This window comes from Nocardiopsis flavescens, from assembly GCF_900141985.1.
GTDB lineage: Bacteria > Actinomycetota > Actinomycetes > Streptosporangiales > Streptosporangiaceae > Nocardiopsis > Nocardiopsis flavescens.
The window spans coordinates 263342-279931 of record NZ_FQZK01000001.1 but is presented as its reverse complement, the minus strand read 5'-3'; the positions used below and the strand labels follow the sequence as shown (position 1 = coordinate 279931).

Genomic DNA, 16590 nt, shown 5'->3' with positions numbered 1-16590 from the left:
GGGGTGCCCGCCGGGCGCCCGGAGCAGGGCGTACGGGTGTGGCCGGGAGCGTGTCCGGGGCCGGCCGGCCCCGGTGCGAGGGGTGTTCGGAGTCCCCGGGGCTCGGGCGGCGGGGGTGCCCGCCGGGCCCTGCGGTGCGGGGCCGTGCGGCGTATGCTGGTGCCATGCGCAAGCGACATTAAGTCCTACGACGGTCTTCGGTCCGTGCCCGGGCCCCGCCCGGTGGCACCGCTTTCCGGTGTCCCTGCACGTTCGACCGAAAGACTTCCATGTTCTCTCTTTTCACGCGCGCCCGGCGGGCGCGCCTGGGGCGGCTGACCGGGCCGCTGTACGTGTACGCGGTGGCGGAGGAGTTCGTCCTGCTGTACGCGGTGTACGCGCTGCTGTTCGCCGACCACGGGTTGTCGGTGGCGCAGATCGCGTCCCTTTTCATGCTCTGGTCCGGGGTGGGCCTGGTGGTGTCGGTTCCGGCGGGGGCGCTGGCCGACGTGGTGCCGCGCCGGTACCTGCTGGCGGCGGCGCCGGTGTTCGCGGGGGCGGCGTTCTCCCTGTGGCTGCTGTTCCCGGGGTACGCGGTGTTCGCGCTGGGGTTCGTGCTGTGGGGTGCGGGCGGGGCGCTGTCCTCGGGTGCCCTGGAGGCGCTGGTGCACGACGACCTGTCGTGGCGGGGCGCGGCGGAGCGGTACGCGCGGGTGATGGGTGTGACCCGGGCGCTGGGTGTGGCCGCGGTGGGTGCGGCGACGCTGGCGGCGGTGCCGGTGATGGCCTGGGGCGGGTACGCGGCGGTGGGCGTTGTCAGCGTGGCGGTGTGCGGGGTGTGCGCGCTGGCGGGGCTGGCCCTGCCGGAGAACCGGCCGCCGGCTCCCGGGGCGGGGGCCGAGGCGTCCGGTGGTGCGGTGCCCGCGGGTGCGCACCGGCCGCACCACCCCTCGGCGCCGGGGGAGGCGGGCGCCGATCCCGAGGAGGAGCCGGCCACGCCCGCGGAGTACGTGGCGGCGCTGCGCGCGGGGGTGCGTGAGGCGCGGCGGGACCGGCGGGTGCGGGGTGCCATCGTGCTGCTGGTGGTGGTGACCTCGTTCTGGGGGATGCTGGACGAGTACGTGCCGCTGCTGGTGTCGGGCCACGGGGTGTCGGCGGCGGGGGTGCCGGCGGTGCTGGCGGTGGTGTGGGCGGGGGTGACGCTGGGCGGTCTGTCGGCGGGGGTGCTGGCGCGGTTGCCGGTGCGGGTGTTCGCGGTGCTGCTGGGTGCGGCGGGGGTGGCCGTGGCGGCCGGGGCGGTGCTGGGCGGTGTGCCGGGGTGGGTGCTGCTGGGTGCGGGGTTCGGGGTGTGCCAGGCGGCGTCCGTGGTGGCCGATGCCCGGTTGCAGGAGCGGATCACGGGGCGGAGCCGGGCGACGGTGACGTCGGTGGCGGGGCTGGGGACGGACCTGGTGACGACGGCGGCCTATCCGCTGTACGCGGTGGTGTTCGCGGTGAGCGGGCACGGGTGGGCGTTCGCGGTGTTCGCGGTGCCTTATCTGGTGGCGGCGTGCGTGGTGGGGCGCGGGGGGCGCCGGTCGGTGGCGGTGCCGGGGTAGGGGTGTGCCTTCCCGCGCCCCTGGGGGCGCGGGAAGGGGCGTGGCGGGGTGGCCGGGTCCGGGGGGTGTCCTTGCCGGTGTGCCGGGGTCCGGTCGGGGTGCGGTGGTGTTCGCCACGCGGGTGCGGTGCGCGGGGGGCGGGGTGCGGGGGTCTGCGGCGGTGGGTGCGGGGGTGTGGGCGGTACCCCGTGGATCGATGCTCTTGCGCAGGTGAATAGCATCGTTTCTTGTGGCACTTCAGACGAATCCGGAGAACGGTGACGGAACGGGCACTGCCCGCGTGCGCGGCATAGATGTCCACTATGTGGACCGCGGCGTGGGCTATCCGCTGCTGTTCGTGCACGGGCACCCCTTCGACCACACTCTGTGGGAGCCGCAGGTCCGGGCGCTGGCCGGGCGCGGCTTCCGGGTGATCGCCCCGGACCTGCGCGGCTACGGCCGCAGCTCGGTCGTGCCCGGTGCCACCACCATGGACGACTTCGCCCGCGACCAGGCGGCGCTGCTGGAGTACCTGGGGCTGGACGCGGTGGGCCTGGTGGGGGCGTCGCTGGGCGGCCAGGTCGCCCTGGAGCTGTGCCGCCTGTTCCCCGACCGGGTGGACTCGCTGATCCTGTCCGCGACCGACCCCCACGCCGAGACCGAGCAGGGGCGGGCCTCGCGGCGGGCGGTGGCCGCGCGGCTGTGCGCGCAGGGGATGCGCTCCTACGCCGACGAGATGCTGGTGGGCATGATGACGGCGGCCAACGTGCGGGCGCTGCCCGCGGTGGCCGACCACGTGCGCGCGATGATGTACGCGGCCCCGCCGGAGGGGGCGGCGGCGGCGCTGCGGGGCCGCGCCGAGCGGTTGGACCAGCTGCCGCTGCTGCGGCGGATCTCGGCGCCGACGCTGCTGGTGGCGGGGCGCGAGGACGTGTTCACCCCGCCGGGGCTGGCCGAGGCGATGCACGTGCGCATCCCCGACTCGACGGTGGAGATCGTGGAGGGGGCCGGGCACCTGCCCAACCTGGAGCGGCCCGAGCGGTTCAACGAGGTGCTGCGCCGGTTCCTGGAGCGTTCGCGTACGCGGCTGAGCCGCACCGGGACCTGAGGCCCCCGCCCGGCCCGCCCCGCGCTGGGGCGGGGCCCGCGCGTGCCCGGGGTGCCGCGGGGGCGGGGCGGGCGGGTCAGTGGTGCTGGGTGCGCAGGTCCAGGTCGCGCGGGACCAGGGCGAAGACGACCGCGGCGGCGGTGAGCATGACCAGGGCGCCGATGAGGCCGGTCCGGGTGAGGGAGTCGGTGAAGGCGGCTCCCGCGCGGGCGGCGAGCGCGGGGGCGTCGGTGCGTCCGGCGACCTCCAGGGCGGCTCCCAGGGACTGGCGGGCGGCGTCCAGGTCGGCGGTGGAGGGGCCGGTGATGCCGGTGGTGTCCAGGCGGGTGCGGTAGAGGACGGCGGCGACGGAGCCCAGGACGGCCACGCCCAGGACGTTGCCCAGGTCGTAGGCGGTCTCCTCGATGGCGGCGGCGTTGCCGGCCTTGGCCGCGGGGCTGCCGGACATGATGATGGCCGAGGCGATGGTGAGGGAGCCCGCGCCGCAGCCCAGCAGGAACAGGGCGGTCAGGACGACGGGGACGGCGGGCGGGGCGGCGTAGAGCAGGGCGAACCCGGAGCCGGCCACGGCCAGTCCGCCGGCCAGGGCGGCGCGTGCGCCGATGCGGTCGGCCAGCCAGGGGGCCAGGGGTGAGGCCAGGACGGCGCCGGCGGCCATGGGGGTGAGGTGGACGCCCGCCATGAACGGGGAGAGCATCAGGACGAGCTGGAGCCACTGGGCGACCAGGAGCAGCAGGGCGGCCATGGCGAGCATGGAGGTGAGTGCGGCCAGGACGCCGGCGGTGAAGGGGCGGCGGGCGAACAGGCGCACGTCCAGCAGCGGGTCGGGGCGGTGCAGGCAGCGCAGCACGAACCAGGTGAGGACGGCCAGCGAGGCGGCGAGCGCGATCCAGGCGGCGGGGTCGGCGGGGCCGTGCTTGGCGAAGTGCTTGACGGACCAGACCAGGCCGACCATGCCGGCGACGGCCTGGACGGTGGCCAGCGCGTCCCAGCGGCCGGGGGCGGGGTCGCGGACCTCGGGGAGCAGGAGCAGGCCGGCGGCCAGGGCGGCGGCCATGATGGGGACGTTGACCAGGAACGCGGCGTGCCAGGTGAAGTGCTCCAGGAGCAGGCCGCCCAGGATGGGGCCGATCGCCATGCCCAGGGAGGAGGTGGCGGCCCACACGCCCAGGGCGGTGGCGCGCTCGCGCGGGTCGGGGAAGAGGCTGCGGATCATGGACAGGGTGGTGGGCATGATCATGGCGCCGCCGGCGCCGAGCAGGGCGCGGACGGCGATGACGGCGGCGGGGGTGTCGGCGAGCAGGACCAGCAGGGAGGCGCCGCCGAAGACGGTGAAGCCGGCGAGCAGGACCAGGCGGCGGCCCCACCGGTCGGCCAGGGCGCTCATGGGGACCAGCAGGCCGGCCAGGACCAGGGAGTAGACGTCGATGATCCACAGCTGCTGGGCGGCGGTGGGGCGCAGGTGTGCGGCCAGGTCGGGCAGGGCGACGTTGAGGACGGTCATGTCCATGGCCACGACCAGGAGGCTGGCGGACAGGACGGCGAGTCCGGCCCAGCGGCGTCCGCGGGTCAGGGCGGGCGCGGTGGCGGGGTGGGGGGCGGTCATGCGGTTCTCCCGTGGGCCGGGCTCAGGAGCGCGGTGATGGAGCGGTACAGGGCGTGGGTGTCCAGGGGTGTGTCGTGCAGGAGGGCGTGCAGGAGGGCGCCGTCGGTGAACACGGCGACGGCGCGGGCGGTGTCGGGGTCGGTGTGGGCGCTCAGGGCGTCGGTGAGGCCGTCGGTCCAGGCCAGGGCGAGGGGGCGCAGGGTGGGGTCCTCGGCCGCGGCGGCGGTGAGGGCGAAGTCGGTGGCGACCTGGTCGCGGTCGGCGAGGTAGGCGGCCATGAGGTCGCACAGGCCGCGGGGGTCGCCGTGGTGTTGGGCCAGGGCGGTGCGTACGCGGTCGAGCCAGAGGGCGTTCTGGCGGGTGAGGTGGTGCAGGGCGGCGGTGGTGAGTTCGGCCAGGGAGGAGAAGTAGTAGGTGGTGGAGCCCAGGGGGACCCGGGCTCGGGTGGCGACCTTGCGGTGGGTGAGGTGGGCGGCGCCTTCGGTGACGATGAGGTGGGCGGCGGCCTCGATGATGGCCCGGCGGCGGCCCTGGGGGTCGCGGGGGCGGGGGGTGCCGGGGGCGGCCGGTTCCATGGGTGCACCTCGCGGGGTCGGAGGACGAACGTAGGTGTACAACTGTACATGTACGTTTGTTCGGTTTCGCCCGTCCTGCTGTGCGGGGGCGGTCCTCTGCCGTCCGCAGAAAGGCTCCCTGCGGGGCGGGGGCCCGTGCCACGATGGCGCCGACCCCCTCTTTCCCCGGACGGCGAGGACCCCCGTGGACGCACCCCGTACCGCTCCCCCTGCCCTGGGCCCGGGCTACGCCCGCCTGCTGGGCGCCGGGCTGCTGGGCAACCTGGGCGACGGCATCGCCCTGGTGGCCCTGCCCTGGTACACCGCCACCCTGACCGGCGACCCGGTGGCGGTGGCGGTGGTCGCCGCCGCCGGGCGGCTGCCCTGGCTGGGGGCGCTGGTGGCCGGGGCGGTGGGCGACCGCGTGGACCGGCGCCGGCTGATGGTCGCGGCCGGGACCGGCAAGGCCGCGGTGCTGCTGGCGCTGACCGCGCTGGTGGCCGCGGGGGCGGCGACGGTGCCGGTGGTGGTGGCCGCGGCGCTGCTGGTGGGGGCGTGCGAGGTGTTCTTCGACAACACCGCGCAGGCGGTGATGCCGATGGTGGTGCCGCGCGAGCGGTTGGAGCGCGCCAACGGGGTGCTGTGGAGCGTGGAGGAGATCGCCAACCGGTTCGTGGGCGCCCCGGTGGCCGGGGTGCTGCTGGCGGCGGGGGCGGCGGCCGCGTTCGGGGCCCAGGCGCTGCTGGCGGCGGGGGCGGTGGGGGTGCTGCTCGCCCTGCGCGGCGACTTCGCCCCCGCTCCCGCGCCCGGGCCCGCGCCGTCGCTGTGGTCGGGGGTGGGCGAGGGGCTGCGGTGGCTGTGGCGGCACCGGGTGCTGCGCACCCTGGCGGTGCTGCTGGCGCTGTCCAACTTCGCGGCGGCGATGAACCTCGCGGTGCTGGTGCTGTTCGCCCGCGACGTGCTGGGGGTGGGCGCGGCCGGGTACGGGCTGCTGATGACGGCGGTGTCGGCGGGGATGGTCCTGGGCGCCCAAGTGGTGCACCGGCTGGTGGCCCTGGTGCCGCCGGGGGCGGCGCTGGCCGCCGCGCTGGCGGTGCAGGGCGGCGGGTACCTGCTGGTGGGCCTGGCGCAGCAGGTGTGGGTGTTCGCGGTGTGCTTCGTGGCGGTGGGGTTCTTCACGATGTGGTGGAACGTGCTGACGGTGTCGCTGCGCCAGCGCATCGTCCCGGACCGGCTGCTGTCGCGGGTGCTGGCCGCCTACCGGACGGTGGGCTGGGGCACCGTCCCGGTGGGGGCGCTGGCGGCCGGGGCCCTGGCGGCGGGCCTGGAGCCGGCGGTGGGGCGGGTGTGGGCCCTGTCGGCTCCGCTGCTGGCGGCCGGGGCGCTGAGCCTGGTGCTGGCGGCGGCCTCGGCGGCCGTGCTGACCACGCGGGCGGTGCGTGCCGCCGAGGCCGCCGCGCCCGGTCAGAGGCGTTCGACGGGCAGCCACAGCTCCCCGGAGGCCGTGGACCCGTCCTCGTCGTAGTCGACGGTGAGCAGTTCGGGGCCCGGGGCGCTGCGGTGGGTGGGGTGGGAGGGGAACCACTGGCCGAAGGCGTCGGCCCACACCCGCTGGATCCCCTCGGGGAAGGAGGCCCCGGTGAAGGGGAACACCGCCCAGGTGCGGGCGGCGACCTCCAGTACGTCGGTGCCCGGGGGCGCGGGGGCGGTGGTCACGGCCGCCTGGTAGTAGTCCAGCAGGCTGCCCTCCTCCCGTTCGGGCTCGATGGCGTCGACCACCGAGACCACCCCGCCGGGCTCGCCGTCGGACAGGGCGGCCAGCAGTCCCCAGTGGTCCTCGCCCAGGCCGCGCACGAACGCGTCCATCTGCGGGTTGTGGCCCTCGTACACCAGAGGTACGCGGGCCCGGTACCCCACGAGCCGGAACGGCTCCTTGTCGACGATGCGGTACCGCACGGCGGTACCCCCTTCCACGGTCAGGCGGAACGTCATCCGCGGCTGGGAGGTCAGGACGGCGCCGGTGCGCCGGGCGTGGCCGGGGCCCACCCCGTGCTGGGCGCGAAAGGCCCGGGCGAAGGCCTCGGCGGAGGTGTAGCCGTGGCGGACGGCGATGTCGAGCAGGGTGGCGTCGCCGTCGACGACCTCCACCGCGGCCAGGGTGAGGCGGCGCCGCCGCACGTACTCCGACAGGGGCATGCCCGCCAGGGCGGTGAACAGCCGCCGCAGGTGGTACTCCGAGGTGAGCGCCAGGCGCGCCATCCGGGCGGTGTCCACCGGGTGCGCGGTGTCCTCCTCGACCAGCTCCAGGGCCCGGTTCAGTGCCTCCAGCACGGTCCCCTCCTCTCGTTCGCCCCCGACGTTACGGGCCGGCGCGGGGCGTGCGCCCGACAGCGCGGGTGCGGGTGGTGTCGGGTCCGCCCGGCTTCGGGCAAGGGCGGGGCATCGTTGGGCAAGGACTTGCGTGACCCCCGACGTGGGCGGTTACGGTGGCATCACCGTCCCTTGAGGATGGCCGCGACAGGCCGACCACGAGAAGGAGGTGGGCGGGGCGGGGGCCCGACCCGCGTCCCGCGGATACATGGACCTTGGTTTTCTGCGACCGCTGTACGACAACGACGCCCCGGTGGCCTCGGTGCACCTGGACACCAGCCGCGACACCACCGACGCCGACAAGAAGACCGAGCTGCGCTGGCGCCACCTGCGCGAGCGGCTGAGCGGTCAGGGGGCCGACGAGGCCACCCTGGACGTGCTGGAGGAGGCGGTCGGGGAGGGTGCCTCGCGGGCCTTCGGCGACCACGGCCAGGCGCTCTTCGCCTCGCAGGGCAGGCTCCTGGGGGAGTACACGCTGGGTGATCCGCCGCTGCGCGACAGCGCGCTGTGGTCGCCGGTGCCGGACGTGCTGCCGGTGGTGGTGGACCGGGGCCGGCACCTGCCGTACGTGCTGGTGGCCCTGGACCGGGTCAAGGCCAAGGTGTTCGCCTACGGGGGCGACCCCGACCCGCGGCCGGTGTCGGAGCGCGACTTCGTCGGCGCCGACCTGCACGACATCGACACGATGGGGCGCGGCGGGCCCGGGAGCCTGGGCGGCTACAACGGCGACTACGTCCGCAAGCAGTACCCGCTGGAGACGTGGCGGGAGAACACGGCGCGGCTGGCGGACATCGTGCGCGAGGCGGTGGCCGAGGTCGGGGCGAGCATCATCATCGTGGGCGGGGACGACGAGGCGATCTCCTACCTGCGCGACAACATCGGTGAGCGCCGCCTGTCGCTGCCCATCCAGGTGGTGTCGGGCGGGCGCGGGGGCCGTGACGCCCAGGAGCGGCTGCACCGCGAGGCCGCCCGGGCGCTGCGCGAGTTCGTGTTGAACGCGCAGGTGGAGGCGGTGGAGGAGTTCGAGGAGCGGCTGGGCCGGGACCAGGCGGTGAGCGGGACCGGGCAGACGCTGCCGATGCTGTCGGAGGCGCGGGTGCGCACGCTGCTGCTGGGCGCCGAGCGCGAGGGGGAGGGCGACCTGTGGGGGTCGCTCACCGAGCCGGTGCTGGTGGCGGCCAAGCCGCGGGCGCTGGGGGATGAGCAGGCGGCGTTCCAGGCCCCGGCCAGCGCGCTGATGCTGCGCTCGGCGGTGATGTCCGACGCCGGGTTCGCGGAGGTGCTGAAGGAGGGGGAGCCCTCGGCGGGCAGCGGGGCGATCCTGCGTTTTCCCCGCCAGCGCTCGGAGCGGTGAGCGGGCGGCCGGCCCGGGGCGGGCCGGCGCGCGCGAAGGGGGGGTCGTCCGCGGTGCGGGCGGCCCCCTTCCGCTGTTCTTCGGTGTCCGGTCGGGGCGGGGTCAGGAGCCGGTGGTCATGCCCAGCTGGAGGAGCAGGTCGGCCTCGGTGAGGAAGGCGATGCGCTGGCCGCGTTCGGCGTAGGTCTGGGCCTGGCGGTGCTTGGAGGTCATGCCGGGGCCGTCGTGGGCGCCGGTCACCAGGACGTCGGTCTTCTTGGTGACGTTCTTGGCGGGGGTGGCGCCGGCCTCGGCGATGCGCCGCCACACCTCGGGCTTGTCCATGGACTCCAAATCGCCCGAGACGCACACGACCTTGCCGTACAGGGGGCCGGAGGGGTCGGCGTCGGGTGCGGGCTCGGGCAGGGCGGCCTGGGCGTCGCGCTGCCAGCGGGCGAAGCGGTCCTGGCCGGGCGCCTCCCGCACGGGGGCGGGCAGGGGGACGGCGGGGGCCGCGGCGGCGGCCAGGCGGCGCAGCCCGCTGCCGGCGGAGCGGGCCAGGTCGGCCAGGGAGGTGGTGCCGTGGCGGGCCATGGCGGCGATGGCGATGCGGGCGGCGGCCTCGGCGTCGGCGTCGGCCCGGTGGTGGCGGGTGAGGAGGTGGCCGATGTGGGCGCTGACGGTGGGCAGGCGGTGGTCCGACAGCTCGGTCCAGGTGCGCCGGGACAGCGCCAGGGTGCAGGCGTAGGCCCAGGCGGGGCTGGCCAGGCCGGTGCGGGCGCAGGCCTGGGTGAGCACGCCCATGTCGAAGGGGGCGTTGTGGGCGACCAGGGGGCCGCCGTCGGCGAACTCCACGATGCGGGCGTGCACGGCCTCCCAGGAGGGGGCGTCGGCGACGTCGTCGGGGGTGATGCCGTGGACGGCGATGTTGTGGCGGGAGAAGAAGTCCAGGCCCGCGGGCGGGCGGATCAGTGTGGTGTGGCGGTCCTCGATCACGCCGTCGCGCACCTTGACCAGGCCGACGGCGCACGCGCTGCCCCGGTCCTGGTTGGCGGTCTCGAAGTCGATCGCGGTCCAGCTGTCCGACACCCTTGTCCCCTCCCCGCACACGTGTGACGCGTCGAGGCTACCGGTGTATTCCGCCGCCGGGGACCGAACGGGCCCGTCCCCGGCGGCGGGTTCTCTCAGGCGTCCCAGAGGGCGGTGGTGTGCCGGGCGGCCAGGGCGGCGGCCCGGTCGCAGAACTCCTTCACCGGCAGGGGCGGCAGGCGGCGGCCGTCGCGCAGGCGCACCGCCACGGTGCCCTCGGCGGCCTCGCGGGCGCCGACGACCAGCTGGTAGGGGACCAGGCGGTGTTCGCGGATCCGGGCTCCCAGGGGGCCGCGGTGGGCGGGGGCGGTGTCGGCGCGCAGGCCGCGCCGACGGGCCAGGCCGGCCAGGTCGGCGGCGGCCCGCTCCTGGTCGGGGGAGACCGGCAGGACGACCGCCTGGAGGGGGGCCAGCCAGGCGGGGAAGGCGCCGCGGTGCACCTCGACGAGGTGGGCGACGGCGCGCTCGACGCTGCCGATGAGGCTGCGGTGCACCATGACGGGCCGGTGGCGGGCCCCGTCGGGGCCGGTGTAGTGCAGGTCGAAGCGTTCGGGCTGGTGGAGGTCGACCTGGACGGTGGACAGGGTGGACTCGCGTCCGGCCGGGTCGGTGATCTGCACGTCGATCTTGGGCCCGTAGAACGCGGCCTCGCCGGGCGCCTCCTCCCAGTCCTGTCCGGTGTGTTCCAGGGCGGCGGTGAGCAGGGCGGTGGCCCGCTCCCACCGGGCGGTGTCGCCCGCGTACTTTCCGCCCGGCCCGGGCAGGGAGAGCCGGTGGCGGGCGGGGGTGATGCCCAGGGCGCGGTGGGCGCGGGCGATGAGGTCCAGGGCGGCGGCGGTCTCGGTGACGACCTGGTCGGGGGTGCAGAAGACGTGGGCGTCGTTGAGGCGGATGGCGCGCACGCGGGTGAGCCCGCCCAGGGACCCGGAGGGCTCCTGGCGGTACATGTCGCCGATCTCGGCCACGCGCAGGGGCAGCTCCCGGTGGCTGCGGGACCGGGACCGGTAGAGGAGGGCGTGGTGCGGGCACAGGCTGGGGCGCAGCACGAGCGGGTCGGCGCCGTCCTCCAGGGGCGCGAACATCGCCTCGCGGTAGTGGGACCAGTGCCCGGAGGCCTCGTAGAGGGCGAGTTTGCCCAGGGCCGGGGTGTACACGTGCACGTGGCCGGCGTCGCGTTCCAGGCCGCGCACGTACTCCTCCAGGGTGTGGCGGACGGTGGCGCCGTCGGGGAGCCAGAAGGGCAGTCCGGCGCCGATGAGCGGGTCGGTGCCGAACAGGTGCAGGTCGCGGCCCAGGCGGCGGTGGTCGACGGTGGTCACGGGTTCCTCCCGAGGGTGCGGGGGCGGAACACCGGATGCGCGAAGCCCCGGGGCGGTCCGCCCCGGGGCTTCGTTGGGTACACGAGTCAGCGCGCCGGTGGCATCTCCGGCGTCGTCGTGCTGTGGGCGCGCTGCGTCATGCCGCGACCGTAGCAGAGGGGTGCGGGTCCTGTCCCGCGCAAAACCGCGCCCCCGGTCCGATGGGGCGGGCACCGGGCGGGAGCGCCCGTGCGGGTGCGGCCGGGGTTCAGCCGTCGAGGGCGATGCGGAGGGTGGTGTGCCCGGGGCGGGTGTCCAGGGTCCAGGCCGCACCGGAGGCCACCACCACGACCAGGCTGCCGGGGGCGGCGACCAGAGCCGCCACCGGGCCGGGGCCGGTCCCGGCAGGGCCCGCGGTGCGCACCTGCACCGGAACCGGTGCGCTGATCACCACCGCCGCTCCCTCCTGCCCGGGGTCCGGTGCCGCACCCCCTCCCGGGGGCGGGGCGGTCCCGGGCGAGGGCGGGTCGGTGGCAGACCTTTCCGGGAGCGGTGGCGCGGTGTCCCACCACATCCGGGGGGCTCCCAGGTTGGCCAGGCTCTGGCGGATCAGCGCCAGGGAGGTCAGGCAGGTCAGGCCGCGCAGCTCCCTGCCGATCGTGGTCTGGCCCCGCCCGGTGAGGCGGGCCAGGGTGCGCTGGGACAGGTACCACGGCGGGCCGTACAGGGCGGTGAGGACGCCGCGCAGGTCACCGGCCTGCGCCAGGGCCCGCAGCCGCGGATCGTCCCAGAACCCCTCGGGAATGCAGGAGCACCGGGAACGGGCACTGCGGTGCCGGCGCGAACGCCCGCAGGCCGGGCACACGGTCACCTCGCCGGGCAGGGGGCGTCCGTGCGGGTCCGGTCGGGACTCAGTGCTCAAGAGTGCTCCAGACCGTGTCCATGCCGGAAGGGGCGCCGGTGGTCCGCGCGGCGTCCGGTTCCCCGACCGGTGTCGCGGTCGCGTCGCGGGGCGTGTGGGCGGCGTGCCCGGGTCCAGGGTGCGGCGGGTCTAGCGCTGTCGCCGCGGTGCCGACGGTTTCGGGGACCAGGTACGCCTCCACTTCGGCGCGCAGGAAGCGGCGGTGCCCGCCCGGGGTGCGAAAGGAGGTGAGTCTGCCCGTGTCGGCCCAGCGGGCGACGGTCACCGCGGTGACGCGCAGCATCTGTGCGACCTCGCCGGAGGTGAGGACCTCGGGCGGTCCGGGCCGGGTCACGGGGTGGACCCGCTCTGGTGCAGGAGGCGGTCGATGTCGTGGCGGCGGAACCGGTGGTGGCCGCTGGGGGTGCGTACGCCGGGGAGCCTGCCCGACAGGGCCCACCGGGTCACGGTCTTGGCGTCCACGCCGAACAGCGCGGCGACCTCGCCCGGGGTGACCAGCTCCGGCAGGGGCGGGAACGGCGGCTCGGGTTCAGGGGTGTGCATCGGGTGTCCTTTCCCGCAGTCGGGAGCGTCGGAAGGGCGGAGGGTCAGGGGACGTTCAGGGTCACGCCGCACCGGCGACAGCGCTGGGTACGCGCACCCGTCGCCCGCTGCCAGTCATGCGGAGGACAGGCAGGCAAGGCCGCGTTGCGGCGAGGAAGCGCAGGCCGCTCCGCCGACCGGGGCGCAGGGACCGGGCGGCGCCGGGGCCGCGTCAGCCTGGCGAACTCGGCGAAGGAAAGGCCTTCCGGGGCGCTCACAGGTACCCCATGAGTTCGTCGGTGAGGTGGCGGGCGATGACGTCCTCGGCCCCGCGGGCGCCCATGTTCACGGCGGTACCGGTCTGGTCGGGGGCGGGGCGGTACCAGCGGTGGGCCATGAGGCGCAGGGTGACCACGCGGGAGTGGTGCGAGACGACGACTCCGCCGGTGATCGCGGGGTCTGGTTCGGCTTTCAGCCCCCGGCGGCGGCACGCGGAGAGCAGGGCCATGAGAGAGGTCTCGGCATCAGAGGCAACGGGAGTACGTGTGGTCTGACTCATGTCCCCAGCGTGAGCACGCGCGGCCGACTTTCCCAGTGTTCAGGAAATTCAGGGAATAGCGGTGCGTCCACGGAACGCTTCAGGCATCCTGTGCACATGCCGCTAAACCCCTTCGCGGAGGCCCTCGTTGAATACCGCGAGCTTGCAGGGCTCACGCAAACACAGCTGGCCAAGCGCGTCGGCGTGTCCGTTTCCTCCGTGAACCGCTGGGAGCACGGACATTCGCCACCCAAGCGCGACAATGTGGAAAAACTTGATGATTCATGCAATGCAGGCGGAAAAATCGTCACTGCGTGGCAAGCTCACACGTCTCGATCTGGACTGCCGGAGTGGGCACGAGACCTCGCAGCGATCGAACCAGCCTCTCGGCACGCAACGTTGATCACCGCTGCTGGCGTACCGGGGTTGCTGCAGTGCGAAAGCTACGCCCTTGCCGTGTTTCGCTCTGCAAGGCCCACAGCGAAGCCGGAAGATCTTGCAGACCTGATCGCCCTGCGCACGGGCAGGCTGGCCTCGCTGCCAGACCTCACCGTCACGGCCGTGTTCCCGGCAATGGCTGTGGGAGGGCTGCCGACCGCCCTCTGCCGCGACCAGGCGAAGCACCTCCTGACATGGGCGGAATCCGGCCGGGTAACCATATGTCTGACGCCCCCGACAGCCACAATGCTCGTCCCGCCTGCCCCCGTCATGATCTACAGCATGCGGTCAGGAGAACGCATTTTCCTCAGTGACCACGCGGACGGTACGGTGTTGCTGCACGCTGAATCGGCAGGTCGGATGGACGCCATGACCACCGCCGTCCTCATGGAAGCGCTGCCCGCCGCGTCGTCCCTGGAATACCTGGAGAGTCTCGTATGAGCACCCCCGCCGAGTGGCACAAATCCAGCTATAGCGCCAACGGGCCCAACTGCGTCGAGGCGCGAGAGGGCGCCCACGGTGCGGACGTGCGAGACACGCAGAACCGCGAGGCCGGACACCTCAGCTTCAGCCGCACGGAGTGGCTTGCCGCCCTCGCCGCGACCGTCACCAAGTAGGACCCACGACGCGGGCCCCGGGGAGCCCCGGGGCCCTTCGCATGCACAAGACCACTGTCCCTCCCTTCGTTGGCGACCCGTACCGGTCCGAGGCTGGAAACCGGGGTGAGCAGCCCCGATGGCCTTGCTGATGTTCCGCCTGCGTGACGGCTCCACGCTGGCGTCCAGCGATCACGCGAACGGCGATTTCGTGTATCGCGAGGCAGGGGATGGAACGATTGACGGAACCAGGGAAGCGGTTCGTGCAACCCGCACTCCCCGACCGGGAACCTCACGAAGCTCTGGAGGAACTACGTTGAGCGACTGGCACAAGTCCAGCTACAGCAGCACTAGTGGGCAGTGCGTCGAGGCGCGCGAGGGCGTCCACGGCGCGGACGTGCGGGACACGCAGAACCGCGAGGCCGGACACCTCAGCTTCAGCCGCACGGAGTGGCTTGCCGCCCTCGCCGCCACCCTCACCAAGTAGGACCCACGACCCGGGCCCCGGGGTTCCCCCGGGGCCCTTCGCATGTCCACGACCACAGCCCGTGCCTTCGTCCGAGGCCGGGAACCGGGCTGAGCAGACCCGATGGCCTTGCCCGACCGTCACATACGGGGGCCGCTGCGGCGCCCGTACGACCGGACGGAGACGCCGCCGGTGGCGGCAACGGTGTTCGTGGCGCCGGTCCGGTGACGGTGCCGGCGGGGGTCGGCCCCTGCCGGGCGGGCGTGGTACTGCTGTGCTGGTCGGCGGTGGCGCCGACAGCAGTGGGCACCGGTGTTCTCGCACCGGGACGCCTGAGAAGCGGAGGGCAGCGGTGGCGGGTGGTGGGCGGGGGCCGGTCGCGGCGGCGGCCCGGCGGTGCGTGCGCTCGGTGGCGGGCGCCCTGGCCGGGCAGGTGACGGCGGCGGCCTCACTACTGTGGCTGCTGGCGTCGCCGGTGGCGCTGTGGGCACCGCTGCGGCCGGTGTGGACGGGGTGGGGGGTACGGCTCTCCGACGCCGATCTGCGGCGCCTGGCGCGCTTCCACGGCGGGGCGGTACGCCCGGACCCGGGGGCGCGCCCCCGGGTGCTGTACCTGCTGGCGCGGCTGCCGGTGGCCGCGGCGGCGGGCGTGTGGATGTTCGTGCTGGGCGGGCTGGCGGTGCTGTTCGCGGTGGGCCTGGTGTGGGACGCCCTGACCGGGGGCGCCTCGGTGGTGCACATCCGGATGACGGGGGTCAGCCTGAGCGTGTCCTCGCTGTCGCTGGGCGCGCTGTTCGGGGTGGGCACGGGGCTGCTGCTGTGGGCGGGCACCGAGGCGGCGGGCGCCGCGGAGGGGGCGCTGGCGCGCCGCCTGGTGGGGCCCAGCACCCGGGACCTGATGGTGCGGCGCATCGACGAGCTGACCCGGACGCGCTCGGAGGTGGTGCGGGCGGTGGACGAGGAGCGGCGGCGCATCGAGCGGGACCTGCACGACGGGGTGCAGCAGCGGGTGGTGGCGCTGTCCATGCTGCTGGGCCGGGCCCGCCGGGGGCGGGACGCGGAGCGGGCGGCGGGGCTGGTGCGCGACGCGCACACCGAGGCGCTGGTGCTGCTGGAGGAGCTGCGGGAGGTGGCCTGGCGGGTCTACCCCAACGCGCTGGACACCCTGGGGCTGGAGGCGGCGCTGACCGAGGTGGCCGACCGGTGCCCGCTGCCCGTGGAGGTGCGGGTGGAGGCCGACCCGGTACCGGCCGGGGTGCCGGCCACGGCACTGTACTTCGTGGCGCGGGAGGCGATCACCAACGCGGTCAAGCACGCGGGGGCGGGGCGGGTGGCGGTGCACCTGGGGGGCGGCCCCGGGCAGTGGGAGCTGGTGGTGCGGGACGACGGGCGGGGCGGCGCGGACCCGGCGGGGGGCGGGCTGACCGGGCTGGCGCGGCGGATCGCGGCGCTGGACGGCACACTGTCGGTGGACAGTCCCGCGGGCGGGCCCACGACGGTGCGCGCGGTCGTTGCGGGGTGAGATGAGGGGTGGAGGGCTCGTGCGGTTGGTGATCGCCGATGACTCGGTGCTGCTGCGGGAGGGGCTGGTGCGGCTGCTGGAGGAGGAGGGGCACGAGGTCGTGGCGGCGGTGGGGGACGCCGCGGCGCTGGTGGAGGAGGTGGGCCGGCACGCCCCGGACGCGGCGGTGGTGGACGTGCGGATGCCGCCCACGCACACCGACGAGGGGCTGCGGGCGGCGCTGGAGATCCGCGCCGCCCACCCGCGGGTGGCGGTGCTGGTGCTGTCGCAGTACGTGGAGCGCCGCTACGCGACCGAGCTGTTGACGGGTTCGCCGGGCGGGGTGGGGTACCTGCTCAAGGACCGGGTGTCGCAGGTGGGGGAGTTCCTGGAGGCGCTGGAGCGGGTGGCGGCGGGCGGGGCGGCGTTCGACCCGGAGGTGGTGCGGCGGCTGCTGGCCCACGCCGGCGCGGACCCGCTGGGGCGGTTGACGCCGCGCGAGCGGGAGGTGCTGGAGCAGATGGCGCAGGGGTGGAACAACCCGTCGATCGCCGGGCGGCTGCACGTGTCGCTGAGCGCGGTGGAGAAGCACGTCAACGCGATCTTCGACAAGCTGGACCTGGACCACGCCACCGGGCACAGCCGGCGGGTGCGGGCGGTGCTGCGCTACCTGGGGGCGTGAGCGGGCGGCGG

At 75.1% G+C, this 16590-nt stretch carries 18 protein-coding genes; 9 read left to right on the top strand and 9 right to left on the bottom strand.

The genetic code is table 11. From position 1 onward, the window contains the following. Positions 1–269: 269 nt before the first annotated feature. Both BUE45_RS01405 and BUE45_RS01400 read left to right on the top strand, forming a co-directional pair. The gene (locus tag BUE45_RS01405; protein ID WP_073374086.1) at positions 270–1577 is read left to right on the top strand and encodes an MFS transporter; all 1308 of its coding nucleotides are present in this window, start codon (positions 270–272) and stop codon (positions 1575–1577) included. Between the two features lie 280 nt (positions 1578–1857). Next, complete coding sequence (locus tag BUE45_RS01400) at positions 1858–2664, top strand: alpha/beta fold hydrolase (protein WP_073374084.1); 807 nt, start codon at positions 1858–1860, stop codon at positions 2662–2664. Between the two features lie 76 nt (positions 2665–2740). Here the strand turns inward: BUE45_RS01400 and BUE45_RS01395 are convergent, their stop codons facing one another. Next, positions 2741–4270, bottom strand: a complete 1530-nt coding sequence (locus BUE45_RS01395; RefSeq protein WP_073374082.1) for an MFS transporter — start codon at positions 4268–4270, stop codon at positions 2741–2743. Next, positions 4267–4845: a TetR/AcrR family transcriptional regulator gene (locus BUE45_RS33710; protein WP_073374080.1), complete on the bottom strand. Its 579-nt coding sequence runs from the start codon at positions 4843–4845 to the stop codon at positions 4267–4269. Before BUE45_RS33710 ends, BUE45_RS01395 begins: the two co-directional genes overlap by 4 nt. Positions 4846–5029: 184 nt before the next feature. On the opposite strand from BUE45_RS33710, the gene BUE45_RS01385 reads away from it, so the two are divergent. Further along, complete coding sequence (locus BUE45_RS01385) at positions 5030–6349, top strand: MFS transporter (protein WP_073374078.1); 1320 nt, start codon at positions 5030–5032, stop codon at positions 6347–6349. Here the strand turns inward: BUE45_RS01385 and BUE45_RS01380 are convergent. After that, positions 6289–7155, bottom strand: a complete 867-nt coding sequence (locus tag BUE45_RS01380; protein ID WP_073374076.1) for an AraC family transcriptional regulator — start codon at positions 7153–7155, stop codon at positions 6289–6291. The genes BUE45_RS01385 and BUE45_RS01380 overlap by 61 nt on opposite strands. A 247-nt stretch (positions 7156–7402) precedes the next feature. On the opposite strand from BUE45_RS01380, the gene BUE45_RS01375 reads away from it, so the two are divergent. Then, positions 7403–8548, top strand: a complete 1146-nt coding sequence (locus tag BUE45_RS01375) for a baeRF2 domain-containing protein (protein ID WP_073374074.1) — start codon at positions 7403–7405, stop codon at positions 8546–8548. Positions 8549–8650: 102 nt separating this feature from the next. Here the strand turns inward: BUE45_RS01375 and BUE45_RS01370 are convergent, their stop codons facing one another. The 6 genes from BUE45_RS01370 to BUE45_RS01345 all read right to left on the bottom strand — a co-directional run bounded on the left by BUE45_RS01370 (position 8651) and on the right by BUE45_RS01345 (position 12917). Then, positions 8651–9616: an exonuclease domain-containing protein gene (locus BUE45_RS01370; RefSeq protein ID WP_073374072.1), complete on the bottom strand. Its 966-nt coding sequence runs from the start codon at positions 9614–9616 to the stop codon at positions 8651–8653. A gap of 95 nt (positions 9617–9711) precedes the next feature. Continuing rightward, complete coding sequence (gene thrS, locus BUE45_RS01365; RefSeq protein WP_073374070.1) at positions 9712–10935, bottom strand: threonine--tRNA ligase; 1224 nt, start codon at positions 10933–10935, stop codon at positions 9712–9714. Between the two features lie 247 nt (positions 10936–11182). Further along, positions 11183–11836: a hypothetical protein gene (locus tag BUE45_RS01360; protein WP_143173230.1), complete on the bottom strand. Its 654-nt coding sequence runs from the start codon at positions 11834–11836 to the stop codon at positions 11183–11185. Further along, entirely contained in the window at positions 11826–12170 is a 345-nt protein-coding gene (locus tag BUE45_RS33985; RefSeq protein WP_342745978.1) for a helix-turn-helix domain-containing protein, read from the bottom strand. Before BUE45_RS33985 ends, BUE45_RS01360 begins: the two co-directional genes overlap by 11 nt. After that, on the bottom strand, positions 12167–12379 hold the full coding sequence (locus tag BUE45_RS01350; RefSeq protein WP_073374066.1) for a BldC family transcriptional regulator: 213 nt from the start codon (positions 12377–12379) through the stop codon (positions 12167–12169). The genes BUE45_RS33985 and BUE45_RS01350 overlap by 4 nt, the downstream gene beginning before the upstream one ends. A gap of 253 nt (positions 12380–12632) precedes the next feature. Continuing rightward, positions 12633–12917: a hypothetical protein gene (locus BUE45_RS01345; protein ID WP_143173229.1), complete on the bottom strand. Its 285-nt coding sequence runs from the start codon at positions 12915–12917 to the stop codon at positions 12633–12635. 96 nt (positions 12918–13013) lie between these two features. Between BUE45_RS01345 and BUE45_RS01340 the strand changes: the two genes are divergently transcribed. From BUE45_RS01340 to BUE45_RS01320, 5 genes are all read left to right on the top strand, one after another. Then, positions 13014–13775, top strand: a complete 762-nt coding sequence (locus BUE45_RS01340) for a Scr1 family TA system antitoxin-like transcriptional regulator (RefSeq protein ID WP_073375240.1) — start codon at positions 13014–13016, stop codon at positions 13773–13775. After that, complete coding sequence (locus BUE45_RS01335; protein ID WP_073374062.1) at positions 13772–13951, top strand: DUF397 domain-containing protein; 180 nt, start codon at positions 13772–13774, stop codon at positions 13949–13951. The genes BUE45_RS01340 and BUE45_RS01335 overlap by 4 nt, the downstream gene beginning before the upstream one ends. Positions 13952–14246: 295 nt before the next feature. After that, positions 14247–14417: a DUF397 domain-containing protein gene (locus tag BUE45_RS01330; RefSeq protein ID WP_073374060.1), complete on the top strand. Its 171-nt coding sequence runs from the start codon at positions 14247–14249 to the stop codon at positions 14415–14417. Between the two features lie 331 nt (positions 14418–14748). Further along, a complete protein-coding gene (locus BUE45_RS01325; protein WP_073374058.1) occupies positions 14749–15918 on the top strand; it encodes a sensor histidine kinase in 1170 nt (389 codons plus the stop codon). Between the two features lie 19 nt (positions 15919–15937). Further along, positions 15938–16579: a response regulator transcription factor gene (locus BUE45_RS01320; RefSeq protein WP_073374056.1), complete on the top strand. Its 642-nt coding sequence runs from the start codon at positions 15938–15940 to the stop codon at positions 16577–16579. Positions 16580–16590 lie beyond the last annotated feature (11 nt).

What these genes read in the sequence shown, in the direction of transcription:
- BUE45_RS01405 (WP_073374086.1), top strand. Translation starts at nt 270, where the DNA reads ATGTTCTCTCTTTTCACGCGCGCCCGGCGGGCGCGCCTGGGGCGGCTG.
- BUE45_RS01395 (WP_073374082.1), bottom strand. Translation starts at nt 4,270, where the DNA reads ATGACCGCCCCCCACCCCGCCACCGCGCCCGCCCTGACCCGCGGACGC.
- BUE45_RS33710 (WP_073374080.1), bottom strand. Translation starts at nt 4,845, where the DNA reads ATGGAACCGGCCGCCCCCGGCACCCCCCGCCCCCGCGACCCCCAGGGC.
- BUE45_RS01375 (WP_073374074.1), top strand. Translation starts at nt 7,403, where the DNA reads ATGGACCTTGGTTTTCTGCGACCGCTGTACGACAACGACGCCCCGGTG.
- BUE45_RS01350 (WP_073374066.1), bottom strand. Translation starts at nt 12,379, where the DNA reads ATGCACACCCCTGAACCCGAGCCGCCGTTCCCGCCCCTGCCGGAGCTG.
- BUE45_RS01345 (WP_143173229.1), bottom strand. Translation starts at nt 12,917, where the DNA reads ATGAGTCAGACCACACGTACTCCCGTTGCCTCTGATGCCGAGACCTCT.
- BUE45_RS01340 (WP_073375240.1), top strand. Translation starts at nt 13,014, where the DNA reads ATGCCGCTAAACCCCTTCGCGGAGGCCCTCGTTGAATACCGCGAGCTT.
- BUE45_RS01335 (WP_073374062.1), top strand. Translation starts at nt 13,772, where the DNA reads ATGAGCACCCCCGCCGAGTGGCACAAATCCAGCTATAGCGCCAACGGG.